Raw genomic sequence first — 18,178 nt, 5'->3', positions numbered from 1 at the left:
CAGCGGCGCGGAAGGGCGACTCGCGGCACCGATTCAGACCTTGTGACGGAGGAGTGCAGTGGCAGCAGGCGACCGGGCATCGAATCCCGGCAAAGCCGACAGTCTGATGCGTGCCACTCTGAGCGCCGTCGCGCCGGGCACGGCGCTGCGCGACGGCCTTGAGCGCATCCTCCGTGGAAACACGGGCGGGCTCATCGTGCTCGGCACCGACAAGACCGTCGAGTCGCTGTGTACCGGCGGCTTCATCATCGACGTCGAATTCACCGCCACCCGGCTGCGCGAACTGTGCAAGCTGGACGGGGCGCTGGTTCTCGACAAGGACATCAGCAAGATCGTGCGGGCGGGGGTGCAGCTCGTCCCGGACGCGGCGATCGCCACCGAGGAGACCGGCACCCGGCACCGCACAGCGCAGCGCGTCTCCATCCAGACCGGGTTCCCGGTCGTGTCCGTCAGCCAGTCCATGCGGCTGATCGCGCTGTACGTGGACGGGCTGCGGCGGGTCCTGGAGGATTCCGCCGCCATCCTGTCCCGCGCCAACCAGGCGCTGGCCACCCTGGAGCGGTACAAGCTCCGGCTGGACGAGGTCGCGGGCACGCTCTCCGCGCTGGAGATCGAGGACCTGGTCACCGTCCGGGACGTCAGCGCGGTGGCGCAGCGGCTGGAGATGGTCCGGCGCATCGCCACCGAGATCGCCGAGTACGTGGTGGAGCTGGGCACGGACGGCCGTCTGCTCTCGCTCCAGCTGGACGAGCTGATCGCGGGCGTGGAGCCGGAGCGGGAGCTGGTCGTACGGGACTACGTGCCCGAGCCGACCGCCAAGCGCACCCGCACCGTGGCCGACGCGCTCGCCGAGCTGGACCGGCTCACCCACACCGAGCTGCTCGAACTCCCCATCGTGGCCCGCGCCCTGGGGTACACGGGCTCGCCCGAGACCCTGGACTCGGCGGTCTCGCCGCGCGGCTTCCGGCTGCTGGCCAAGGTGCCGAGGCTGCCGGGGGCGATCATCGAGCGGCTGGTGGAGCACTTCGGCGGGCTGCAGAAGCTGCTGGCCGCGAGCGTGGACGATCTGCAGATGGTCGACGGCGTGGGCGAGGCCCGGGCCCGCTCGGTCCGCGAGGGCCTGTCGCGGCTGGCGGAGTCGTCGATCCTGGAGCGGTACGTGTAACGGCACGGCGAGCGACATAACAGAAGGGGCCGGATCCGCATCGTCGGATCCGGCCCCTCTGCTCTTGCCGTCAGCCGCTAATCCTTGGCGAGGACGAACGACACCTTGGCCGCGCCCAGGCCGTCCAGCTTCGCCTCGACCAGGTAGGTGCCGGGGCCCGCCGCCTTGCCGCCCTTCGGCGTCGCGCAGTGGGCGGCGGTGCGCTCGCGGTCCCATTCCACGGTGCGCTTGGTCTCACCGGAGGCGGGCACCTCGATCAGAGCGGTGGCGGTGCCCTCGGGGCAGTCGTCCGAGGCCCAGACATGCTCGTTGTCGGCGTCCGTGATGGTCAGGGAGGCGGCCGCCCGGCCGAAGTCCACCGCGCAGGAGCTGTTCGAGGAGTTCTTCACGGTGATTTCGAACGTCGGCTTCTCATCCGCCTCGTAGGTGTTCTTCACCTTCGCGTCCTTGACGCTGCGCACCGTCAGCTCGACATCGCCGCGCTCGCACTCCGGCAGGCTCGACCCGACGGGCAGCCCCCGGCCGTCCCCGTCGCCGAGTCCGTCGCCGGTGCCGCCGGTGGCCCCGCTGCCGCCCGTATCGCCCGTACCGCCGTCGCCGTCCACGCCCGTACCGCCGGTGTCACCGGAGCCGGAGCCGGAGTCCGAACCGGAGCCGGAACCCGAACCGGGGCCCGTGCCCCCGGTGTCCGACTCGTCGCGGCCGCCCGGCCGTTGGCTGTTCACCGGCCCGGAGGTGGTCGGCCCGGGGGTGATCGTGCGTGCGGGGCCGCCGCCGCCCGGACCCTTCCCCTCGTCGCTTCCGCCGCCGCCCGAACCACCCCAGCCGAAGGCCCAGATGACGAGCAGCGCGATGACTGCGAGCAGGGCCAGCGCAACAGCCCTCCGCCGCCAGTAGATGGAGGAGGGAAGCGGCCCGATCGGATTGCGCAGAGATCCCACGCGGAAACTCTATGGGAGATCAGCCTCCGCACCCGCCAATAACCGCCGCCGGACTCCCTACTTTTCTCATCATCCGACCGGATCGGCCACCTGGGCGACAACAGCCCGGTCCGCACCCGGCCGCCCGCCGCGCATCCTCACCTGAATTACACCGTTTCGCACAGATCTGCCCCGGCTCGACCCGAACGCCCGCGCCTCCGACCCCCATCGGGCGTTCCGTCATGTCAGGATCGGATGTGATGACTGCCATTTCCGCCGCCCCGGCCGCCGCAACCCCGACCCCCGACGGTGCCGAGCTACACCGGCCCGTCATCGACTGGTTCGACGCCCATGCCCGCGACCTCCCCTGGCGCCGCCCGGAGGCGGGGGCGTGGGGTGTGATGGTGAGCGAGTTCATGCTCCAGCAGACGCCGGTGAGCCGCGTGCTGCCGGTGTACGAGCAGTGGCTCGCCCGCTGGCCGCGCCCCGCCGACCTGGCCGCCGAACCGCCCGGTGAGGCGGTCCGCGCCTGGGGCCGCCTCGGCTATCCGCGCCGCGCGCTGCGGCTGCACGGCGCGGCGGCGGCGATAAGGGAGCGGCACGGCGGTGACGTACCGGCGGAGCACGCGCAGCTGCTCGCGCTGCCGGGGGTCGGCGAGTACACGGCGGCGGCCGTGGCCTCGTTCGCGTACGGACAGCGCCACCCGGTGCTGGACACCAATGTGCGCCGGGTGTTCGCGCGGGCGGTCGGCGGCGCCCAGTACCCGCCGAACGCCACCACCGCCGCCGAGCGCAAGCTCGCCCGCGCCCTGCTGCCGGACGACGAGCGGACGGCGTCGCGCTGGGCGGCGGCCACCATGGAGCTGGGCGCGCTGGTCTGCACGGCCCGCACCCCCGACTGCGCCCGCTGCCCCATCGCCGCGTCCTGCGCCTGGCGCGGAGCCGGTTCGCCGGAGCACGACGGCCCGCCGAGGCGCGGCCAGACGTACGCCGGGACGGACCGTCAGGTGCGCGGCAAGCTGCTGGCGGTGTTGCGGGAGGCGGTCGCGCCGGTGCCGCAGGCGGCGCTGGACCAGGTGTGGAACGAGCCGGTGCAGCGGGCCCGGGCGCTCGACGGGCTGGTCTCCGACGGTCTCGTCGAACCGCTCGCGGGCGGCCGCTACCGGCTGCCGATGACCTGAACCGACCTGATCCGACGCCCCTTGCCACAGCCCGGTTTCACGGCCTCACCAGGGCGTCTGTGACAGAGCTGTGACACTGCCAGGACCCGGTTCTGACACTCCGTCGAACCGGGTTCCGCTGTTACACAACCTATGGACAGCTGTGCGTATCCCGAGGTGCTGACGCACATGGCGCCGCAACAGCCCCTCCGTAGCGTCCTTCCCGTGCCGGGCGAACGACCGGCATCCAACGTGGGGAAGACAGCGGGATGGAGGGCTGCGTGATGACCGGCAGCAGCGGCAAGGTTCTGGACTTCGAGGAGTACGTGCGCAACCGGCAGGACGCGCTGCTGCGCAGCGCCCGCCGACTGGTTCCGGACCCGATCGAGGCACAGGACCTCCTGCAGACCGCGCTCGTGCGCACCTACGGCCGCTGGGACGGGATAGCCGACAAGTCCCTCGCCGACGCGTACCTCCGCCGCGTCATGATCAACACCCGGACCGAGTGGTGGCGCGCCCGCAAGCTGGACGAGGTGCCCACCGAGCAGCTGCCGGAGTCCAGCGTCGAGGACGGCACCGAGCAGCACGCCGACCGGGCCCTGCTGATGGACATCCTCGGGGTGCTGGCTCCCAAGCAGCGCAGTGTCGTGGTGCTGCGACACTGGGAGCAGATGACGACGGAGGAGACGGCGGAGGCGCTCGGTATGTCGACCGGCACGGTCAAGAGCACGCTGCACCGGGCGCTCGCCCGGCTGCGGCAGGAGCTGGAGAGCCGCGAGCTGGATGCCCGCGTGCGCGACCGCCAGGAGCGGGGGCAGGAACGGTGCGCGGCCTGATCAAGGCCCGTCCCGGCAGTAGTGGCATGCCCAGCAGGTCCGCCATCATCACCGGCGGCGCGGTCGTGGGCCTCGCGGCCGCCGGCGGCTGGATGCTGGCCGGATGCAGCTTCAGCAGTCAGGGCGTGCGGACCGAGGGCCCGGCCCGCACCCAGTGGACCTCGCCCGCCGCGCAGGACCACGGCTCGTACGCGAGCGGCGGGACGACCAAGCCCCCGGCCGTGCGGAAGGCCGAAGCGGTGCGGCTGATCAAAGAGGACCCGGAGGTCGGCCAGGACCTGAAGTCGCACCTCCAGCCGTGCACGGCGGCGGCCGGGAAGGGGAAGCCGGTCAAGGGCTACCCGGTGGAGGTGGCCCGGGGGAAGCTGACCGGACCCGCCGCGTCCGACCTCGTCATCAACGTCACGAGCTGCGACGACGGCTTCGGCATCGGCTCGTATGTGTACCGCAAGGTGGGGCCTCGGTACGAGAACGTCTTCAGCGACGAGCAGCCGCCGGTCTACGCCGACGTCGTCAAGGGCGATCTGAGCGTCACCAAGCTCTCGTACGCCTCGGGTGACACCGTCTGCTGCCCTTCACGCGAAGATGTGATCACCTACCGTTGGGCGGCGAGCAGGGAGGCGTTCACCGTGATCCGGCACAAGCACACCGACTACAGCAAGAACGGCCCCACGGAGGACCCCGCTCCCAGCGCCGCCGTGAAGGACAGCGGCGAGGACGACGGAACGGAAGGCTGAACCGAGGCTGTGGCCGAAACCCATGTGCTCTTCGTCGAGGACGACGACGTCATCCGCGAGGCCACCCAGCTCGCCCTGGAGCGCGACGGCTTCCTGGTGACGGCCGCGCCCGACGGGCTGACCGGTCTTGAGCGGTTCCGGGCCTCCCGGCCCGATATCGCCCTGCTGGATGTGATGGTTCCGGGCCTGGACGGGGTCAGCCTGTGCCGCCGGATCCGTGACGAGTCCACCGTGCCCGTGATCATGCTGTCGGCCCGCGCCGACTCGATCGACGTGGTGCTGGGCCTGGAGGCCGGGGCCGACGACTACGTCACCAAGCCCTTCGACGGCGCCGTGCTGGTCGCCCGCATCCGCGCCGTACTGCGGCGTTTCGGCCACGCCAGCGGCCCCGGCGGCCGCGGCGGCGAACAGCCGGACCCGGACGAGCCCGAGGGCGGGGTGCTGCGCTTCGGCGACCTGGAGGTGGACCCGGAGGGCATGGAGGTCCGCAAGGGCGGTGAGCAGGTCGCGCTGACGCCGACCGAGATGCGGCTGCTGCTGGAGTTCTCGGCCGCGCCCGGCACCGTGCTCTCCCGCGACCGGCTGCTGGAGCGGGTGTGGGAGTACGGCTGGGGCGGGGACACCCGGGTCGTCGACGTCCATGTCCAGCGGCTGCGCGGCAAGATAGGCCAGGACCGCATCGAGACGGTCCGCGGCTTCGGCTACAAGCTCAGGGGCTGAAGCGGACCATGGTGAGACTCGCGCTCCGCTCCGGACTGCGCTGGAAGGTCAGCCTGGCCATCGCCGCGGTGAGCGCGCTGGTCGCCGTCGCGCTGAGCCTCGTCGTCCACAACGCGGCCCGGGTCTCGATGCTGGACAACAGCCGCACGGTGATGGACGAGCGGGTCAAGGTCGCCCAGAAGTGGTACGAGCAGTCCAGGGTGCTGGGCTTCGGCGCCAAGCTGGACGACCAGCGGCTGCCGGAGGACCTGCGGAAGTTCGCGGCGCGCGGGCAGCGCGCCACCTATCTGGAGGACTCCGGCACCGGCAGCCCCGAGGTGTGGGCGTCGGTGCCGCTGCGCGACGGCAAGGTGCTCTCCGTCCACACCCGCTTCCAGGACCGCTTCGCCGTCCTGGACGACCTGGACCGGGTGCTGATCCTCGGCTCGGTCTCCGTGGTGCTGGGCGGGATCGCGCTCGGCGTGCTGATAGGCGATCAGCTCTCGCGGCGGCTGCGCAAGGCCGCCACCGCGGCCCGCAAACTCGCCGAGGGCGACTCCGAGGTGCGGGTACGGGACGCCATCGGCGGCCGGGTGCGCGACGAGACCGACGACCTGGCGCGCGCGGTCGACGGCATGGCCGAGGCGCTGCAGGAGCGGCTGGAGGCGGAGCGGCGGGTCACCGCCGACATCGCCCACGAGCTGCGCACCCCGGTCACCGGGCTGCTGACCGCCGCCGAGCTGCTGCCCCCGGGCCGCCCCACCGAGCTGGTACGGGACCGGGCGCAGGCGATGCGCACGCTGGTCGAGGACGTGCTGGAGGTGGCCCGGCTGGACGGCTTCGCCGAGCGGGCCGAACTCCAGGAGATCGACCTCGCCGAGTTCATCACCCGCCGGGTGCGGGTGGTGTCCCCGGACGCGGTGGTCACGGTGGTGTCCCGGGACGCCTACGTCTCCACCGACCCGCGGCGTCTGGAGCGCATCCTCGGCAATCTGCTGGCCAACGCCGCCCGGCACGGCAAGCCGCCGTTCGAGGTCACCGTGGAGGGGCGGGTGCTGCGGGTCCGCGACCACGGGCCCGGGTTCCCGGACGCGCTGCTGAAGGACGGGCCGAGCCGGTTCCGTACCGGCAGCAAGGACCGGGCGGGCCAGGGCCATGGGCTGGGCCTGACCATCGCCGCGGGCCAGGCCCGGGTGCTGGGGGCGCGGCTGACGTTCCGTAACGCGGATCCGGCGGCGGAGGGGAAGGACGGCGCGGTGGCGGTGCTCTGGCTGCCGGAGTCGGCGCCCACCAACACCGGCAGCTTCCCGGTCATCGAGGTCCCGGACTGACGCGAGCCGCCCCGCCCTTCGGCAGAAGGGCGGGGCGGCTCGGCGGTCCTACGGGTCAGACGGTCTCGGCGACCGGCACCGCGTCGGTCGGGGCCTTGTCGCCGTCCTCGGACTTGGCGGCGGATGCGCGCAGCGGGACCTCCTTGATGAACCAGGCCGCGATGAAGCCGACGATGCTGATCACCGCGCCCCACAGGAACACCTGCTGCGCGCCGCTGGCCACGGCGTGGAGGTAGGCGTCCTTGATGGGCGGGGGCAGCTTCCCGATGCTGTCCGGGGCGAGCTGGGCGCTGCCGGAGGTGGCGGCCGCCGCCTTCGCGCCGCCCCGCTCGGCCATGGTGTCGTTCACCTGGTTGGTGAACAGGACGCCCAGGATCGCGACGCCGAAGGAGCCGCCCAGGGTGCGGAAGAGGGTGGCGGAGGAGGAGCCGACGCCCATGTCCTTCATCTCGACGCTGTTCTGCGCGATCAGCATCGTCGTCTGCATGAGGAAGCCCATGCCCGCGCCGAGCACCGCCATGTAGATGCCGGAGGTGGTGCGGGTGGTCTCGGTGTCCATCTGCGCCAGCAGGAACATGCCCGCGGTGATCAGGAAGCCGCCCAGGATCGGGAAGATCTTGTACTTGCCGGTCTGGGTGGTGACCCGGCCCGCGACCAGCGAGACCGCCATCATGCTCAGCAGCATCGGGAGCAGCAGCAGCCCGGAGTTGGTGGCCGAGGCGCCCTGGACGGTCTGCTGGAAGAGCGGCAGGAAGGTCATCGAGCCGAACATCACGAAGCCGGTGAGGAAGCCGATGACCGTGACCAGCGAGAAGTTGCCGATCCGGAAGATGTGCAGCGGCAGTACGGGTTCGGCGACCCGCTTCTCGACGAAGAGGAACGCGGCGAGCGCGAGGACGCCGACCACGCCCAGCCCGATGATCTCGACCGAGCCCCAGGCGTACTCGTTGCCGCCCCAGGTGGTGAGCAGCACGAGCGCGGTGATGCCCACGGTCAGCAGGGCCGCGCCGGTGTAGTCGATCCGTCCCTCGAAGCGCTTCTTGGGCAGGTGGAGCACCGCGCTGATCGCGAACAGGGCGATCGCGCCGAGCGGGATGTTGATGTAGAAGATCCAGCGCCAGCCGAGGTGGTCGGTGATCGTGCCGCCGACCAGCGGGCCACCGATCATGGCCACGGCCATCACACCGGCCATCATGCCCTGGTAGCGGCCACGCTCCCGGGGCGGCACCAGGTCACCGATGATCGCCATCACGCCGACCATCAGACCGCCCGCGCCCAGGCCCTGGACGGCCCGGAAGCCGATCAGCTGACCCATCGTCTGGGCCATGCCGGAGAGGGCCGAACCGGCGAGGAAGAGGGCGATGGAGGTGAGGAAGATGCCCTTGCGGCCGTACATGTCGCCGAGCTTGCCCCAGATGGGGGTCGAGGCGGCGGTCGCCAGGGTGTACGCGGTCACCACCCACGAGAGGTGCTCAAGGCCGCCCAGCTCGCCGACGATGGTCGGCATCGCGGTGCCGACGATCATGTTGTCGAGCATCGCGAGCAGCATCGCGATCATGAGGGCGAGGATCACCACACTGGTGCTGTGGGTCTTCGGCTCCTTGCCCTGCTTGCCCTCCGTACCCGGAGCGGGCCGGGCGGCGCCCTGTGCGGGCAGGGAAGCGGGTGGCACTTCACCTTCTGGTTTCTTCTGGGACATGATCTCCACTCCCCCTGGTTACGACGATCTCCGGTGACGCGCCACTTACTTGCCGCCCGGCTAGTTGAGTACAGTGGGAACGGTAAGACGTCTACTAGCCGGGCGTCAAGTAAGTTCTGTTCGGCCTGCTCAGAGGGCTGGCCCCATCCCCACAGGAGAGCATCTTGGGCACTGCACCGCGCCGGGGCGACACCCGTCAGCGCATCCAGGACGTGGCCTTGGACCTCTTCGCCAAGCAGGGGTACGAGAAGACTTCGCTGCGCGAGATCGCCGAACAGCTCGATGTCACCAAGGCGGCGCTCTACTACCACTTCAAGACCAAGGAAGACATCGTCCTCAGCCTCTTCCAGGACCTGAGCAAGCCGCTGGACGAGCTGATCGCCTGGGGCGAGCGGCAGCCGCGCACCCTGGAGACCAAGCGGGAGCTGCTGCGCCGCTACAGCGCCGCCCTGGCCGACGTCGAGCCGCTGCTGCGCTTCATGCAGGAGAACCAGGCGACGGTGCGCGAGCTGAGCATCGGCCAGGTCTTCAAGGACCGGATGATCGCGATGTCCGCCCTCATCCGCGACCCCGACGCGGGCCTGACCGAGCAGGTCCGCTGCACGACCGCGCTCTTCAGCATGCACGCGGGGGCCTTCGCGCTGCAGACGATCGAGGGCGACCCCGAGGAGAAGCGGCAAGCCGTCCTCGAAGTCGCCCTCGATCTTCTGACCCAGGCGCACGCGCCAGCGGAGCGCCTGGGCGACCAGTGACGCCGGGAAGGCCCGGCGCCGGTCAGACCTTGACGCCGTGCTCCCGCAGGAAGGTCAGCGGCCCCACGGCCGAGCCGTAGTCCGGCGTCGTACGGACCTCGAAGTGCAGGTGCGGGCCGGTGGAGTTGCCGGTGCTGCCGGACAGCCCGATGTTCTGGCCGGTGGTCACGCTCTGGCCTATGCGCACGTCGATCCGGGAGAGGTGCGCGTACTGCGTGTACGTGTCGTTGTCGTGCTTGATCACGATGGCGTTGCCGTACGCCGGACCGTCACCGGCACCGTTCGGGCCCGCCTTCACCACGACGCCGGTGTGCACGGCGCGCACCGGGGTGCCGGTGGGCACCACGAAGTCCTGGCCGCTGTGGTTGTGCGACCACAGGTTGCCCGCCAGGCCGAAGGCGGCGCCCAGGGTGTACTTCGCGACCGGGGTCTCCCACTTGTCGGCCTTCTTGGCCTCGGCGGCCTGAGCAGCCCGGGCCGGGCCGCTGGGGGCGGTCGCCTCCGCGGCGAACGTCACCCCGGCGCCGAGCGCGAGCGAGGCGCCCACACCCACGGCGATCACGGTGGCGCGGGTCCGCGCGAGGGACGAATACGAATGCGGAAAACGACGGGTGGTGGCGCGCGGGGCCATAGGGGACTACCTCCGGGAATGCGTGAAGACGACGCCCCTTGGTATCCCGTTCGCGCGATATGGCCAAGATGCGTATCTACTAAGCACTTCCGTAGTTCGCGCGCTGATGGCGCTCTTTCCTGCGGGGAATTCCGCCCCCGCTGACCTGGGTATATTCGCCGCCGCGCCGCTATTCCTAATTCCCGTAGTAGGCCCCGTAGGCGCTGTGCCGCATATCACCGTGCGGCGGGATCTCCGCCTCTCTCGCAGGGACTTCCGATTGTCCGTTTCGGGACCAAAGTCCCGCCCCCCCCGCTATGCTGACCAGCCTGGAGCCACCACTACCCGGGGGGAATGGGACGTGGATCCCGCAGTCATCGGCGCGCGCCTCGCGTCCAGCGCCGTCGCACCGCTCGTCAAGAAGCTGTTCGTAGCGGAGGGGCCGGGCGCCGGGCTGGTGGACCGGCCGGTCCGTATCTCCTCCCTCGTCTCCTTCCGGGGCGAGAAACGCACGCTGACCGACAAGGACCTGCGCAAGCTCGCCGCCAAGCTCGTCGAACGGGCCATGGCCGGGACAGGGCCCGGCGAGCGGCCGATCCCCGCCGATGAGGCCGAGCCGCTGACCGACGCGCTGGCCAGGTCGCTGTCCGCACTGGGCGATCTGGCCATGGACGACGTCCAGGCCGTGCGGTTCGGCCACCGGGTGCTGGCCAAGGATCTCCACTACAAGGCCGAGCTTCCCGACGCCCACCTCTCGCTGAACGCGTCCCGGCTCTACCGAAGCCTCCTCGATACCGCCTGCCTGCACATCCTGCACTTCTTCACCCAGCGCTCGACGTTCGTCGCCCGCACCCTGGTCGAACAGAGCGGGCAGCTCGCCGAGCTGATCACCAAGATCGACATCCTGATCGAGCGGCTGCCGTCCCAGTCCGCGCAGGACGCCGCGTTCGAGCGCCGGTACGCCGACTACATGGTCAAGAAGCACGGCACGCTGACCATCGTCGGCATCGACCTCAGCCACGCCGAGGCCGCCTGGCCGCTGGACGCCGCGTACCTCAGCCTGGAGGCCGTCTCCCAGGACGACGAACGCCCGCTCGGCCTCGACGGCGCCCCGCCCACCGCCCTCCCCGCCGACCGGGCGCTCTCCGGCCATGAGCGGGTCCTGCTGCGCGGCGTCGCGGGCTCCGGCAAGACCACCCTGGTCCAGTGGCTCGCCGTCTCCGCCGCCCGGCAGGAACCGCCGCGCGGGCTGGAGCAGCTGATCGGCCGCGTCCCCTTCGTCCTCCCGCTGCGCACCATCGCCCGCCAGGACGCCCTGCCCTCCCCGGCCCGTTTCCTCGCCGCCGTCCACAGCCCCCTGGACGCGGCCCAGCCGTCCGGCTGGGCCGACCGCGTCCTCACCGCCGGGCGCGGGCTGATGCTGATCGACGGCATCGACGAGATCCCCGAACGCGACCGGGAGCGCACCCGCGCCTGGCTGGCCGATCTGCTGATCGCCTACCCCGGCAACCTGTGGCTCGTCACCTCCCGCCCCTCCGCCGTCGCCGACGACTGGCTCGCCGCCCAGGACTTCAGCGAGTTCGCGCTGTCCCCCATGAGCCGCGACGACATGACCGCCTTCATCGACCGCTGGCACGACGCGGCGCGCCAGACGTGCCGTACGGAGGACGAGCACCTCGCCCTCGGCGCGTACCAGTCGGCCCTGCATACGGCCGTCCGCACCAAGCAGGACCTCAGCCGCCTCGCCACCAACCCCCTGATGTGCGGCCTCATCTGCGCCCTCCACCGGGCCCGGCGGGGCTATCTGCCGCCCGGCCGCAAGGCCCTCTACGACGCGGCGCTCTCCATGCTGCTGACCCGGCGCGACACCGAACGCCATGTCTACGCCCCCGGCGACATCCAGCTCGACGAGGAACCGCAGATCCAGCTTCTCCAGCGGCTGGCGTACTACCTGATCCGCAACGGCGAGGCCGAACTCGACCGCGACCGGGCCGAGGCCATCGTCGCCGAGGCCCTGCCGTCCGTACCGGCCGCGCAGGCCCTCGGAGACGCCCGGCGCATCCTGAACCACCTGCTGCTGCGCAGCGGGCTGCTCCGGGAGCCCTCGGTGGGCACCGTGGAGTTCGTCCACCGCACCTTCCAGGACTACCTGGGCGCGAAGGCGGCCGTGGAGGCGTGGGACGTGGGGCTGCTGGTCAGCCATGCCGACGACACCCAGTGGGAAGACGTCTTCCGCATGTCGGTCGCCCATGCGCGCCCGCGCGAGCGCGTCGAACTGCTCACCAAGCTCATGGACCGGGGCAGCGCGCACCCGGCCGTACGGGCCCGGCTCCACCTGCTCGCGACGGCCTGCCTCGAACACGCCGCCGACCTCGACCCCCACGTACGGGACCAGGTGAAGCGGCGCGCCGACGAACTCATCCCGCCCCGGAGCGCCAGCGCCGCCCGCGACCTCGCCAACGTCGGCCCGCTCGTGCTCCAGCTCCTCCCCGGCCCTGAGGGGCTCTCCGACGCGGAGGCGGAAGCCTGCGTGATCACGGCGTCAGTCGTCGGGACCGATGCCGCGATCCCGTACCTGCGCCAGTTCCGCGTCCACCCCTCGCTCGCCGTCCGCGCCCGGCTCGCCTCGGGCTGGCAGCGCTTCGACACCGAGCGCTACTTCACCGAGGTGATCTCCCACCTCACTCCCGGCGGCCTGTACTTCGTCGCCGAGTCCCTGGAACACCTGCGCATGCTCCAGGACACCGGGCCCCGCCCGCTGCTGCTCCTGCGCGGCAGCTTCACCGAGCACGAGCTGCGCACCACCCTCGACCCGGGCCCCCTGACCCACCTCCGGATCGACGACAACGTCATGCTGTCCGACCTCGGTTGCCTCCGGCACCTGACGCGGCTGCGCGTGCTCACCCTGACCAAATGCGTGGGCGTCAAGGACCTGCTTCCGCTGGCGGACCTGGCGCTGACCACGCTGGATCTCGCCTCGCGCCACAACTACGGGTACTACGCCAACCTGGCGCGCCTCACCTCCCTGGACCACCTCAGGCTCATCGACCGGGAAATCATCCCCGCCGCTCGTCCGCTGCCCCAGCTCTCCCGGCTCACCATCACCTCGTACCGGCGCGACCTGACCCTGGGCTGGGTGGCCGCGTGCTTCCCCGGGCTCCGTCATCTCCACGTCGAGGCCCAGAAGCCCGACGCCCGCGCCGTCGACCTCGCCCCGCTGCGCCCGCTCCGCCACCTGGAGACCGTCACGCTCCGGGGCGTCCACGCCGTCCGCGACGACGAGCTGCCCGGCGTGGCGATCCAGCCGCTCCCCCTCCCCCGCCGCCGCGTGGGCATCCCCGCCGAACCGGCCGATGGAGTCGCGCCATGACCGCGTGGCCGGGGAGCGGGTGTTGGTCAAGGCGCTTCGCCCGGCTGGGGGCGGACCGTGAGGATCTGCTGGGCGTGGCCGACCGGGCCGCTCAGGTCGTGCAGGACAGTGCTGGTGATGCCCTGGCCGGTGGGGCCGAAGGCGACGGTGGTGTCCAGGCCGGTCCAGCGGCCTTCGGGCTGCCGGTGGAAGTGGAGCGTCAGGTCGACATTGGGGAACATCCAGGCGGTGGGCGACTGGCGCACGGCGATGCCGTTGGCGGTGTCGACCAGGGCGACGAAGGACGCCAGCGGGCTCGCCGTCTCCCCCGCGACGAGGGCCACATCGGTGGAGGCCCAGACCGTCGCGCGGCCCGGCTGCGGCTCGGCGAGCGGCCGGACGTCCAGGGAGGCGACGAACCCGCCGGGCCAGACGGTGGACATGTCCCAGGGCGCGAGCGCGTCCGGCGGGGTGAGGCGCTCGGCGCCGCCGCCCGCGACGGCGCCGGTGTCCAGGGCGGTCAGCAGCCAGGCGCGCGCCCGGACCACCGGACGGTCCGCTATGCGCACGGTGGCTTCGAGGAGTTCGATGGTGCGGCCGGGCCGGATCGTCTCCACCCGGATCTCGCACTCCTCAAGGGCGAGGCGGCCGAGGATGTCGAAGCTGACGCGGCTCAGCACGAGACCGGCGTCCGGACGCCCGGCCACGTGGCGGTCGATGGCGTGGACGATGAGGCCGCCGAGCGGGCTGAAGTGCTGTTCGTCGGAGGCCCACGCGCCGCCCACGTGCTGGGTGGGCTTGAAGCGGTGGTCGGCGGTGCGCTCGAAGTAGCTGTCCAACGGGTTCCTCCTGGGCAGGTGTTGACGACACCACCGTAAAGGTGAGGGAGGATCTTCCTCATGGACGACGTAGACCGGAAAATCCTTGCCGAGCTGCAGAAGGACGGGCGGCTCACCGTGACCGAACTCGCCGAGCGCGTACGCCTCAGCCTCTCGCCCTGCCACCGGCGGCTGCGCGCGCTGGAGCGCTCCGGCGCGATCAGCGGCTACCGCGCGCACCTCGACGCCCACGCCCTCGGGCTCACCTTCGACGCCCTGGTCTTCATCACGATGCACGACGCGTCCCGCGACACCGTCGCCGCGTTCGAAGAGGCCGTCGCCGCCATCCCCAACGTGCTGCAGGCGCAACGGCTGTTCGGCGACCCGGATTACCTTCTGCGCGTCGTCACCCGCGACCTGCCCGCCTTTCAGGAGCTGTACGACGACCGGCTCGCCACGCTCCCCGGCGTGCAGCGCCTCAGCTCCACCCTCGTCATGAAGGATGTCGTCGTGGACCGGCCGCTGCCCCTGTGAGGTGGGGCTGCCCGTGCGAGCAGGAGCGGACCTTCGTGGAGGCGATGACGGTTTCGAGCCGGTCGCGGGCGTCGGCCAGCTCGCCGAGCTGGCGCTCGATGCGGTCGCGCTCGGCCAGCAGGAGTTCCAGCATCGCCGGGGTCGCCTCACCGGTGTCGACGCACGGCATCAGCTGCACGATGGTGCGGCTGGAGAGCCCCGCCGCGAACAGCTGCTGGATCAGATGCACGCGGTCGGCCGCGCTCTCGGGGTAGTGCCGCTGCCCGCTGACGCTGCGCTCGGGGTGCAGCAGGTGCTGCTCCTCGTAGTAGCGCAGCGCCCGTACGCTCACCCCTGCCCTGGCGGCCAGTTCACCGATGCGCACGCATGCCTCCCTGCGATATTTGCCTCTGACGTCAACGTCAGGTTTTAGCTTAGCTCCGCGTAACGTCGTCCTGCTACGAGGAGCCTTCACGTGCCTGCCAGCAGCGCTGCCGCCGACCGCGCGGCCCAGATCCTGTCCCGCCCGTTCACCCTGGGCGGGCTCACCGTACCGAACCGGATCGCCATGGCGCCGATGACGCGTCAGTTCTCGCCGGGCGGTGTCCCCGGTGAGGATGTGGCGCGGTACTACGCGCGCCGGGCGGCCGGTGGGGTCGGGCTGGTCATCACCGAGGGTACGTACGTCGGCCACGACTCGGCCGGAGAGAGCGACCGGGTGCCGCGCTTCCACGGCGAGGACGCCCTGGCGGGCTGGAAGAACGTAGTGGCGGAGGTGCACGCCGCGGGCGGCCGCATCATGCCGCAGATCTGGCACGTCGGAGCGGTGCGCGACGAGGGTACGGGCCCGGTGCCCGGCGCCCCCACGCACGGCCCGTCGGGCCTCGCGCTGGACGGCACCCCCAAGGGGCGGGCGATGACCCAGGACGACCTGGACGCGACGGTCGCCGCCTTCGCCGAGGCCGCGGCGGACGCGGAGCGCACCGGCTTCGACGGTGTCGAGCTGCACGGTGCCCACGGCTATCTGATCGACCAGTTCCTGTGGGAGCGCACCAACCGCCGCACCGACGGCTACGGCGGCGACCCGGTCGCTCGTACCCGCTTCGCCGCCGAGATCGTGGCCGCCTGCCGCAAGGCCGTATCCCCGGACTTCCCGATCGTCTTCCGCACCTCGCAGTGGAAGGCCAACAACTACGACGCGAAGCTCGCCGGGACCCCGCAGGAGCTGGAGGCGGTCCTCGCCCCGCTCGCGGAGGCCGGGGTGGACGCCTTCCACTCCTCCACCCGCCGGTACTGGGTGCCGGAGTTCGAGGGCTCGGACCTGAACCTCGCGGGCTGGACCAAGAAGCTCACCGGCAAGGCCACCATCAGCGTCGGCTCCGTCGGTCTGGACAAGCAGTTCGACCCCTCGGCGTTCCAGGGGAGCCGGACCGGGGTGGCGGGCATCGAGCCGCTGCTGGACCGGCTGGAGCGGGAGGAGTTCGACCTCATCGCGGTCGGCCGCGCCCTGATCGGCGACCCGGAGTGGGCCCGCAAGGTCCTCGGCGGGGACACCGACGCGCTCATTCCCTTCGACTCCGACCAGCTCCAGAAGCTGCACTGAGCCCCAGCCGGGACCCTGCCGGGACCCGGCGGCGGGAGCCGCCGGGTCACCGGTTCGGCCGTATCACGATGGCCCGTTTTCTCCCTCACTGCGACGATTGACCCGATTGGCGCCACCTTGACGGCGTCCCGGAGCAGGCAGGGAGAGCGGGTCATGTCGAAGCGGCTGCACGTAGGGAACCTCAGTTACCAGACCACGCGGGAAGACCTGGAGAAGCTGTTCGGGCAGTTCGGGTCGGTGATGGACGCGACCGTCATCACCGACCGGGACACCGGGCGCTCACGCGGGTTCGGGTTCGTGGAAATGGCGGACATGGACGCCGAGAAGGCCATGGCCCAGCTGGATGGACAGGAGATGAACGGACGGTCCGTCACCGTCACAGAAGCGAGGGCGGTTTCACGCGGCGGACGGTGAACCACGCCGCGCGGACGGCGGGCGGACGGTACGGCGGCGGAGCCGCGTGAGCGTGCCGTTCGCCACGTATCGCCGCTAGGACTTGCGGGTGGAGCTATGCGGCGTGGTGGTATGGGTCGATGCGATCCCCCACACGCATATCTTCACCTCGTCCCCACAATCCCCACCCCGGCGACCGAGCGGGCGGCCCGCCCGGCGCGGCGCACGGCGACGCGCAGCACGGCGACACGCCGGACGACGCGCAGCAGGGCAACTCGTACAGCAACCCGTACGAGGAACTCGCCGAGCTGGCCGATCCGTACGACCCCGAGGACCCGCTCGGCCTCGGGCTGAAGCCGGATGACGACGACACCTCCGACCTCGGCGGCGCCGGAGCCACCGGCAAGGACGGCGCGAGCGGAGCCGACGGAGAGCCGTGGTCGCCGCCCGACCACGGCCGCTCCCGGCGCGCCCGCCGCCGAGGCCGCGGGCGCGGGCGCTTCAAGGCGGTGCCGCTCACCGCGAAGCTGGTCATCGGCGTGCTGGTGCTCGCGGTGATCGCGGTGCTGGCCGACCGGGTCGCCGTCATGTACGTGGAGCGCAAGGCGGAGGCCGCGCTCCAGAAGAAGCTCAAGCTGGCCACGGCGCCCAACGTGACCATTCACGGCTTCCCGTTCCTCACTCAGGTGACGGACAAGAAGCTGCAGCAGGTCGACGTGGCGGTGCCCGATGTGGCGGCCGACCGCGTCTCACTCGCCGAAGTGAACGTCCAGGCCCAGGACATCCGGCTGAACGCCGATCTGCCCACGTCCATCAAGGGCGCCGTGGTGGAGCGCATGAAGGGCGACGTCCTGCTGGCCTTCGAGGACCTGGACCGGGAGCTGGGGGCCTCCCAGGTGCGGTTCCGGGCGTTCGGGCCCAACTCGGTGCGCGCGGACGGCAAGCTGCCGGTCGCCGGGCAGGATGTGTCGCTGCACGCGATGGCCCACATACAGCGCCAGGGAGACCGGGGGATCTCCACCGAGGTGACCGGCATGCGGCTGGAGATCCCCGGGATCGCCACCTACCGGCCGGGCAAGAACGCCGGGCTGCGGCTGCACCCCAAGGCGGCCAAGCAGATCAGCGAGGACACCGCGAAGGCGAGGGCGCTGCTGGCGGTGCCGTCGGTGGCGGAGCGACTGGGGATCGCTCCCGAACCGGCCGGGCGGGCGCGCCAGGACGACCGTCAGCTGGACAAGATCACCGGGTCGCCGAAGTTCGTACCGTCCCTGACGAAGGTCAACCTCGTCGACGTGACGAACGAGCACCCCGAGCTGGTCAAGAAGCTCGGCATCGATCCGACGGTGGCCTCCGCGCTGACCAGGTACAAGCTGCCGGAGCTGTCGGAAAAGCTGTCGCTCTCCTTCCAGCTGCCGGAAAAGGCCAAGGGCATCAAGATCCAGAACATAGGCGTGAAGCCGGACGGGATCGTGGCCGACCTGACCGGCAACCAGATGGGCTTCGGAAAGCGCCCGTAAATGCGGTGACCTCTGAGACGGGGGCCGGTGGCACGTGCCACCGGCCGCTTCTTCATGTCCGGGCGCGCGGCCGCCT

The 18,178-nt window shown here is 71.2% G+C and carries 17 protein-coding genes; 12 read left to right on the top strand and 5 right to left on the bottom strand.

From position 1 onward, the window contains the following. The first annotated feature begins 106 nt into the window (after positions 1-106). Positions 107-1,165, top strand: a complete 1,059-nt coding sequence (gene disA / locus ACFV9T_RS39040) for a DNA integrity scanning diadenylate cyclase DisA (RefSeq protein WP_385447599.1) — start codon at positions 107-109, stop codon at positions 1,163-1,165. 77 nt (positions 1,166-1,242) lie between these two features. On the opposite strand, the gene ACFV9T_RS39035 is transcribed toward disA, so the two are convergent. Continuing rightward, the gene (locus ACFV9T_RS39035) at positions 1,243-2,106 is read right to left on the bottom strand and encodes a hypothetical protein (protein WP_385447596.1); all 864 of its coding nucleotides are present in this window, start codon (positions 2,104-2,106) and stop codon (positions 1,243-1,245) included. A 239-nt stretch (positions 2,107-2,345) separates the two neighbouring features. On the opposite strand from ACFV9T_RS39035, the gene ACFV9T_RS39030 reads away from it, so the two are divergent. The 5 genes from ACFV9T_RS39030 (at position 2,346) to cseC (ending at position 6,848) form a co-directional block, all read left to right on the top strand. Then, positions 2,346-3,266 (top strand): A/G-specific adenine glycosylase, encoded by a 921-nt coding sequence (locus ACFV9T_RS39030; protein WP_385447593.1) that lies wholly within the window; start codon positions 2,346-2,348, stop codon positions 3,264-3,266. A gap of 263 nt (positions 3,267-3,529) precedes the next feature. After that, positions 3,530-4,081 (top strand): SigE family RNA polymerase sigma factor, encoded by a 552-nt coding sequence (locus ACFV9T_RS39025; protein WP_385447591.1) that lies wholly within the window; start codon positions 3,530-3,532, stop codon positions 4,079-4,081. A gap of 26 nt (positions 4,082-4,107) precedes the next feature. Beyond that, positions 4,108-4,818 (top strand): hypothetical protein, encoded by a 711-nt coding sequence (locus tag ACFV9T_RS39020; RefSeq protein WP_385447588.1) that lies wholly within the window; start codon positions 4,108-4,110, stop codon positions 4,816-4,818. Positions 4,819-4,827: 9 nt separating this feature from the next. Continuing rightward, the gene (cseB, locus tag ACFV9T_RS39015; protein WP_385447585.1) at positions 4,828-5,538 is read left to right on the top strand and encodes a two-component system response regulator CseB; all 711 of its coding nucleotides are present in this window, start codon (positions 4,828-4,830) and stop codon (positions 5,536-5,538) included. Between the two features lie 8 nt (positions 5,539-5,546). Further along, on the top strand, positions 5,547-6,848 hold the full coding sequence (cseC, locus tag ACFV9T_RS39010) for a two-component system sensor histidine kinase CseC (RefSeq protein ID WP_385447583.1): 1,302 nt from the start codon (positions 5,547-5,549) through the stop codon (positions 6,846-6,848). Positions 6,849-6,903: 55 nt separating this feature from the next. Here the strand turns inward: cseC and ACFV9T_RS39005 are convergent, their stop codons facing one another. Then, positions 6,904-8,547, bottom strand: coding sequence for an MDR family MFS transporter (locus tag ACFV9T_RS39005; protein WP_385447580.1), 1,644 nt, complete (start codon positions 8,545-8,547; stop codon positions 6,904-6,906). Positions 8,548-8,711: 164 nt separating this feature from the next. On the opposite strand from ACFV9T_RS39005, the gene ACFV9T_RS39000 reads away from it, so the two are divergent. Continuing rightward, positions 8,712-9,299 carry a TetR/AcrR family transcriptional regulator gene (locus ACFV9T_RS39000; RefSeq protein ID WP_385447577.1) on the top strand — a complete coding sequence of 196 codons (588 nt, stop codon included), beginning with the start codon at positions 8,712-8,714 and terminating at the stop codon, positions 9,297-9,299. 22 nt (positions 9,300-9,321) lie between these two features. Here the strand turns inward: ACFV9T_RS39000 and ACFV9T_RS38995 are convergent, their stop codons facing one another. After that, positions 9,322-9,930, bottom strand: coding sequence for a M23 family metallopeptidase (locus ACFV9T_RS38995; protein WP_385447574.1), 609 nt, complete (start codon positions 9,928-9,930; stop codon positions 9,322-9,324). 340 nt (positions 9,931-10,270) lie between these two features. Between ACFV9T_RS38995 and ACFV9T_RS38990 the strand changes: the two genes are divergently transcribed. After that, positions 10,271-13,279, top strand: a complete 3,009-nt coding sequence (locus ACFV9T_RS38990) for an NACHT domain-containing protein (RefSeq protein ID WP_385447572.1) — start codon at positions 10,271-10,273, stop codon at positions 13,277-13,279. A gap of 26 nt (positions 13,280-13,305) precedes the next feature. Here ACFV9T_RS38990 and ACFV9T_RS38985 read toward each other — a convergent pair whose 3' ends face one another. After that, the gene (locus ACFV9T_RS38985; protein ID WP_385447570.1) at positions 13,306-14,097 is read right to left on the bottom strand and encodes a thioesterase family protein; all 792 of its coding nucleotides are present in this window, start codon (positions 14,095-14,097) and stop codon (positions 13,306-13,308) included. 60 nt (positions 14,098-14,157) lie between these two features. Between ACFV9T_RS38985 and ACFV9T_RS38980 the strand changes: the two genes are divergently transcribed. Beyond that, entirely contained in the window at positions 14,158-14,610 is a 453-nt protein-coding gene (locus tag ACFV9T_RS38980; protein ID WP_385447567.1) for an Lrp/AsnC family transcriptional regulator, read from the top strand. Here ACFV9T_RS38980 and ACFV9T_RS38975 read toward each other — a convergent pair. Then, complete coding sequence (locus tag ACFV9T_RS38975; protein WP_385447564.1) at positions 14,570-14,974, bottom strand: MerR family transcriptional regulator; 405 nt, start codon at positions 14,972-14,974, stop codon at positions 14,570-14,572. The genes ACFV9T_RS38980 and ACFV9T_RS38975 overlap by 41 nt on opposite strands. Before the next feature lie 90 nt (positions 14,975-15,064). On the opposite strand from ACFV9T_RS38975, the gene ACFV9T_RS38970 reads away from it, so the two are divergent. The 3 genes from ACFV9T_RS38970 (at position 15,065) to ACFV9T_RS38960 (ending at position 18,102) form a co-directional block, all read left to right on the top strand. Further along, positions 15,065-16,192: an NADH:flavin oxidoreductase gene (locus tag ACFV9T_RS38970; protein ID WP_385447561.1), complete on the top strand. Its 1,128-nt coding sequence runs from the start codon at positions 15,065-15,067 to the stop codon at positions 16,190-16,192. Between the two features lie 153 nt (positions 16,193-16,345). Further along, a complete protein-coding gene (locus ACFV9T_RS38965) occupies positions 16,346-16,606 on the top strand; it encodes an RNA recognition motif domain-containing protein (RefSeq protein WP_385447558.1) in 261 nt (86 codons plus the stop codon). A 119-nt stretch (positions 16,607-16,725) separates the two neighbouring features. After that, positions 16,726-18,102: a DUF2993 domain-containing protein gene (locus ACFV9T_RS38960; RefSeq protein ID WP_385447555.1), complete on the top strand. Its 1,377-nt coding sequence runs from the start codon at positions 16,726-16,728 to the stop codon at positions 18,100-18,102. Positions 18,103-18,178 lie beyond the last annotated feature (76 nt).

It is taken from the genome of Streptomyces sp. NPDC059850, from assembly GCF_042731515.1.
Lineage (GTDB): Bacteria > Actinomycetota > Actinomycetes > Streptomycetales > Streptomycetaceae > Streptomyces.
This window is presented reverse-complemented; position numbering and strand designations above follow the sequence as displayed.

Coding starts and splice junctions, on each gene's coding strand:
- ACFV9T_RS38965 (WP_385447558.1), top strand. CDS start 16,346: ATGTCGAAGCGGCTGCACGTAGGGAACCTCAGTTACCAGACCACGCGG.
- ACFV9T_RS39020 (WP_385447588.1), top strand. CDS start 4,108: ATGCCCAGCAGGTCCGCCATCATCACCGGCGGCGCGGTCGTGGGCCTC.
- ACFV9T_RS38995 (WP_385447574.1), bottom strand. CDS start 9,930: ATGGCCCCGCGCGCCACCACCCGTCGTTTTCCGCATTCGTATTCGTCC.
- ACFV9T_RS38980 (WP_385447567.1), top strand. CDS start 14,158: ATGGACGACGTAGACCGGAAAATCCTTGCCGAGCTGCAGAAGGACGGG.
- ACFV9T_RS39005 (WP_385447580.1), bottom strand. CDS start 8,547: ATGTCCCAGAAGAAACCAGAAGGTGAAGTGCCACCCGCTTCCCTGCCC.
- ACFV9T_RS38960 (WP_385447555.1), top strand. CDS start 16,726: ATGCGATCCCCCACACGCATATCTTCACCTCGTCCCCACAATCCCCAC.
- ACFV9T_RS39030 (WP_385447593.1), top strand. CDS start 2,346: ATGACTGCCATTTCCGCCGCCCCGGCCGCCGCAACCCCGACCCCCGAC.
- ACFV9T_RS39025 (WP_385447591.1), top strand. CDS start 3,530: ATGACCGGCAGCAGCGGCAAGGTTCTGGACTTCGAGGAGTACGTGCGC.
- cseC (WP_385447583.1), top strand. CDS start 5,547: ATGGTGAGACTCGCGCTCCGCTCCGGACTGCGCTGGAAGGTCAGCCTG.
- disA (WP_385447599.1), top strand. CDS start 107: ATGCGTGCCACTCTGAGCGCCGTCGCGCCGGGCACGGCGCTGCGCGAC.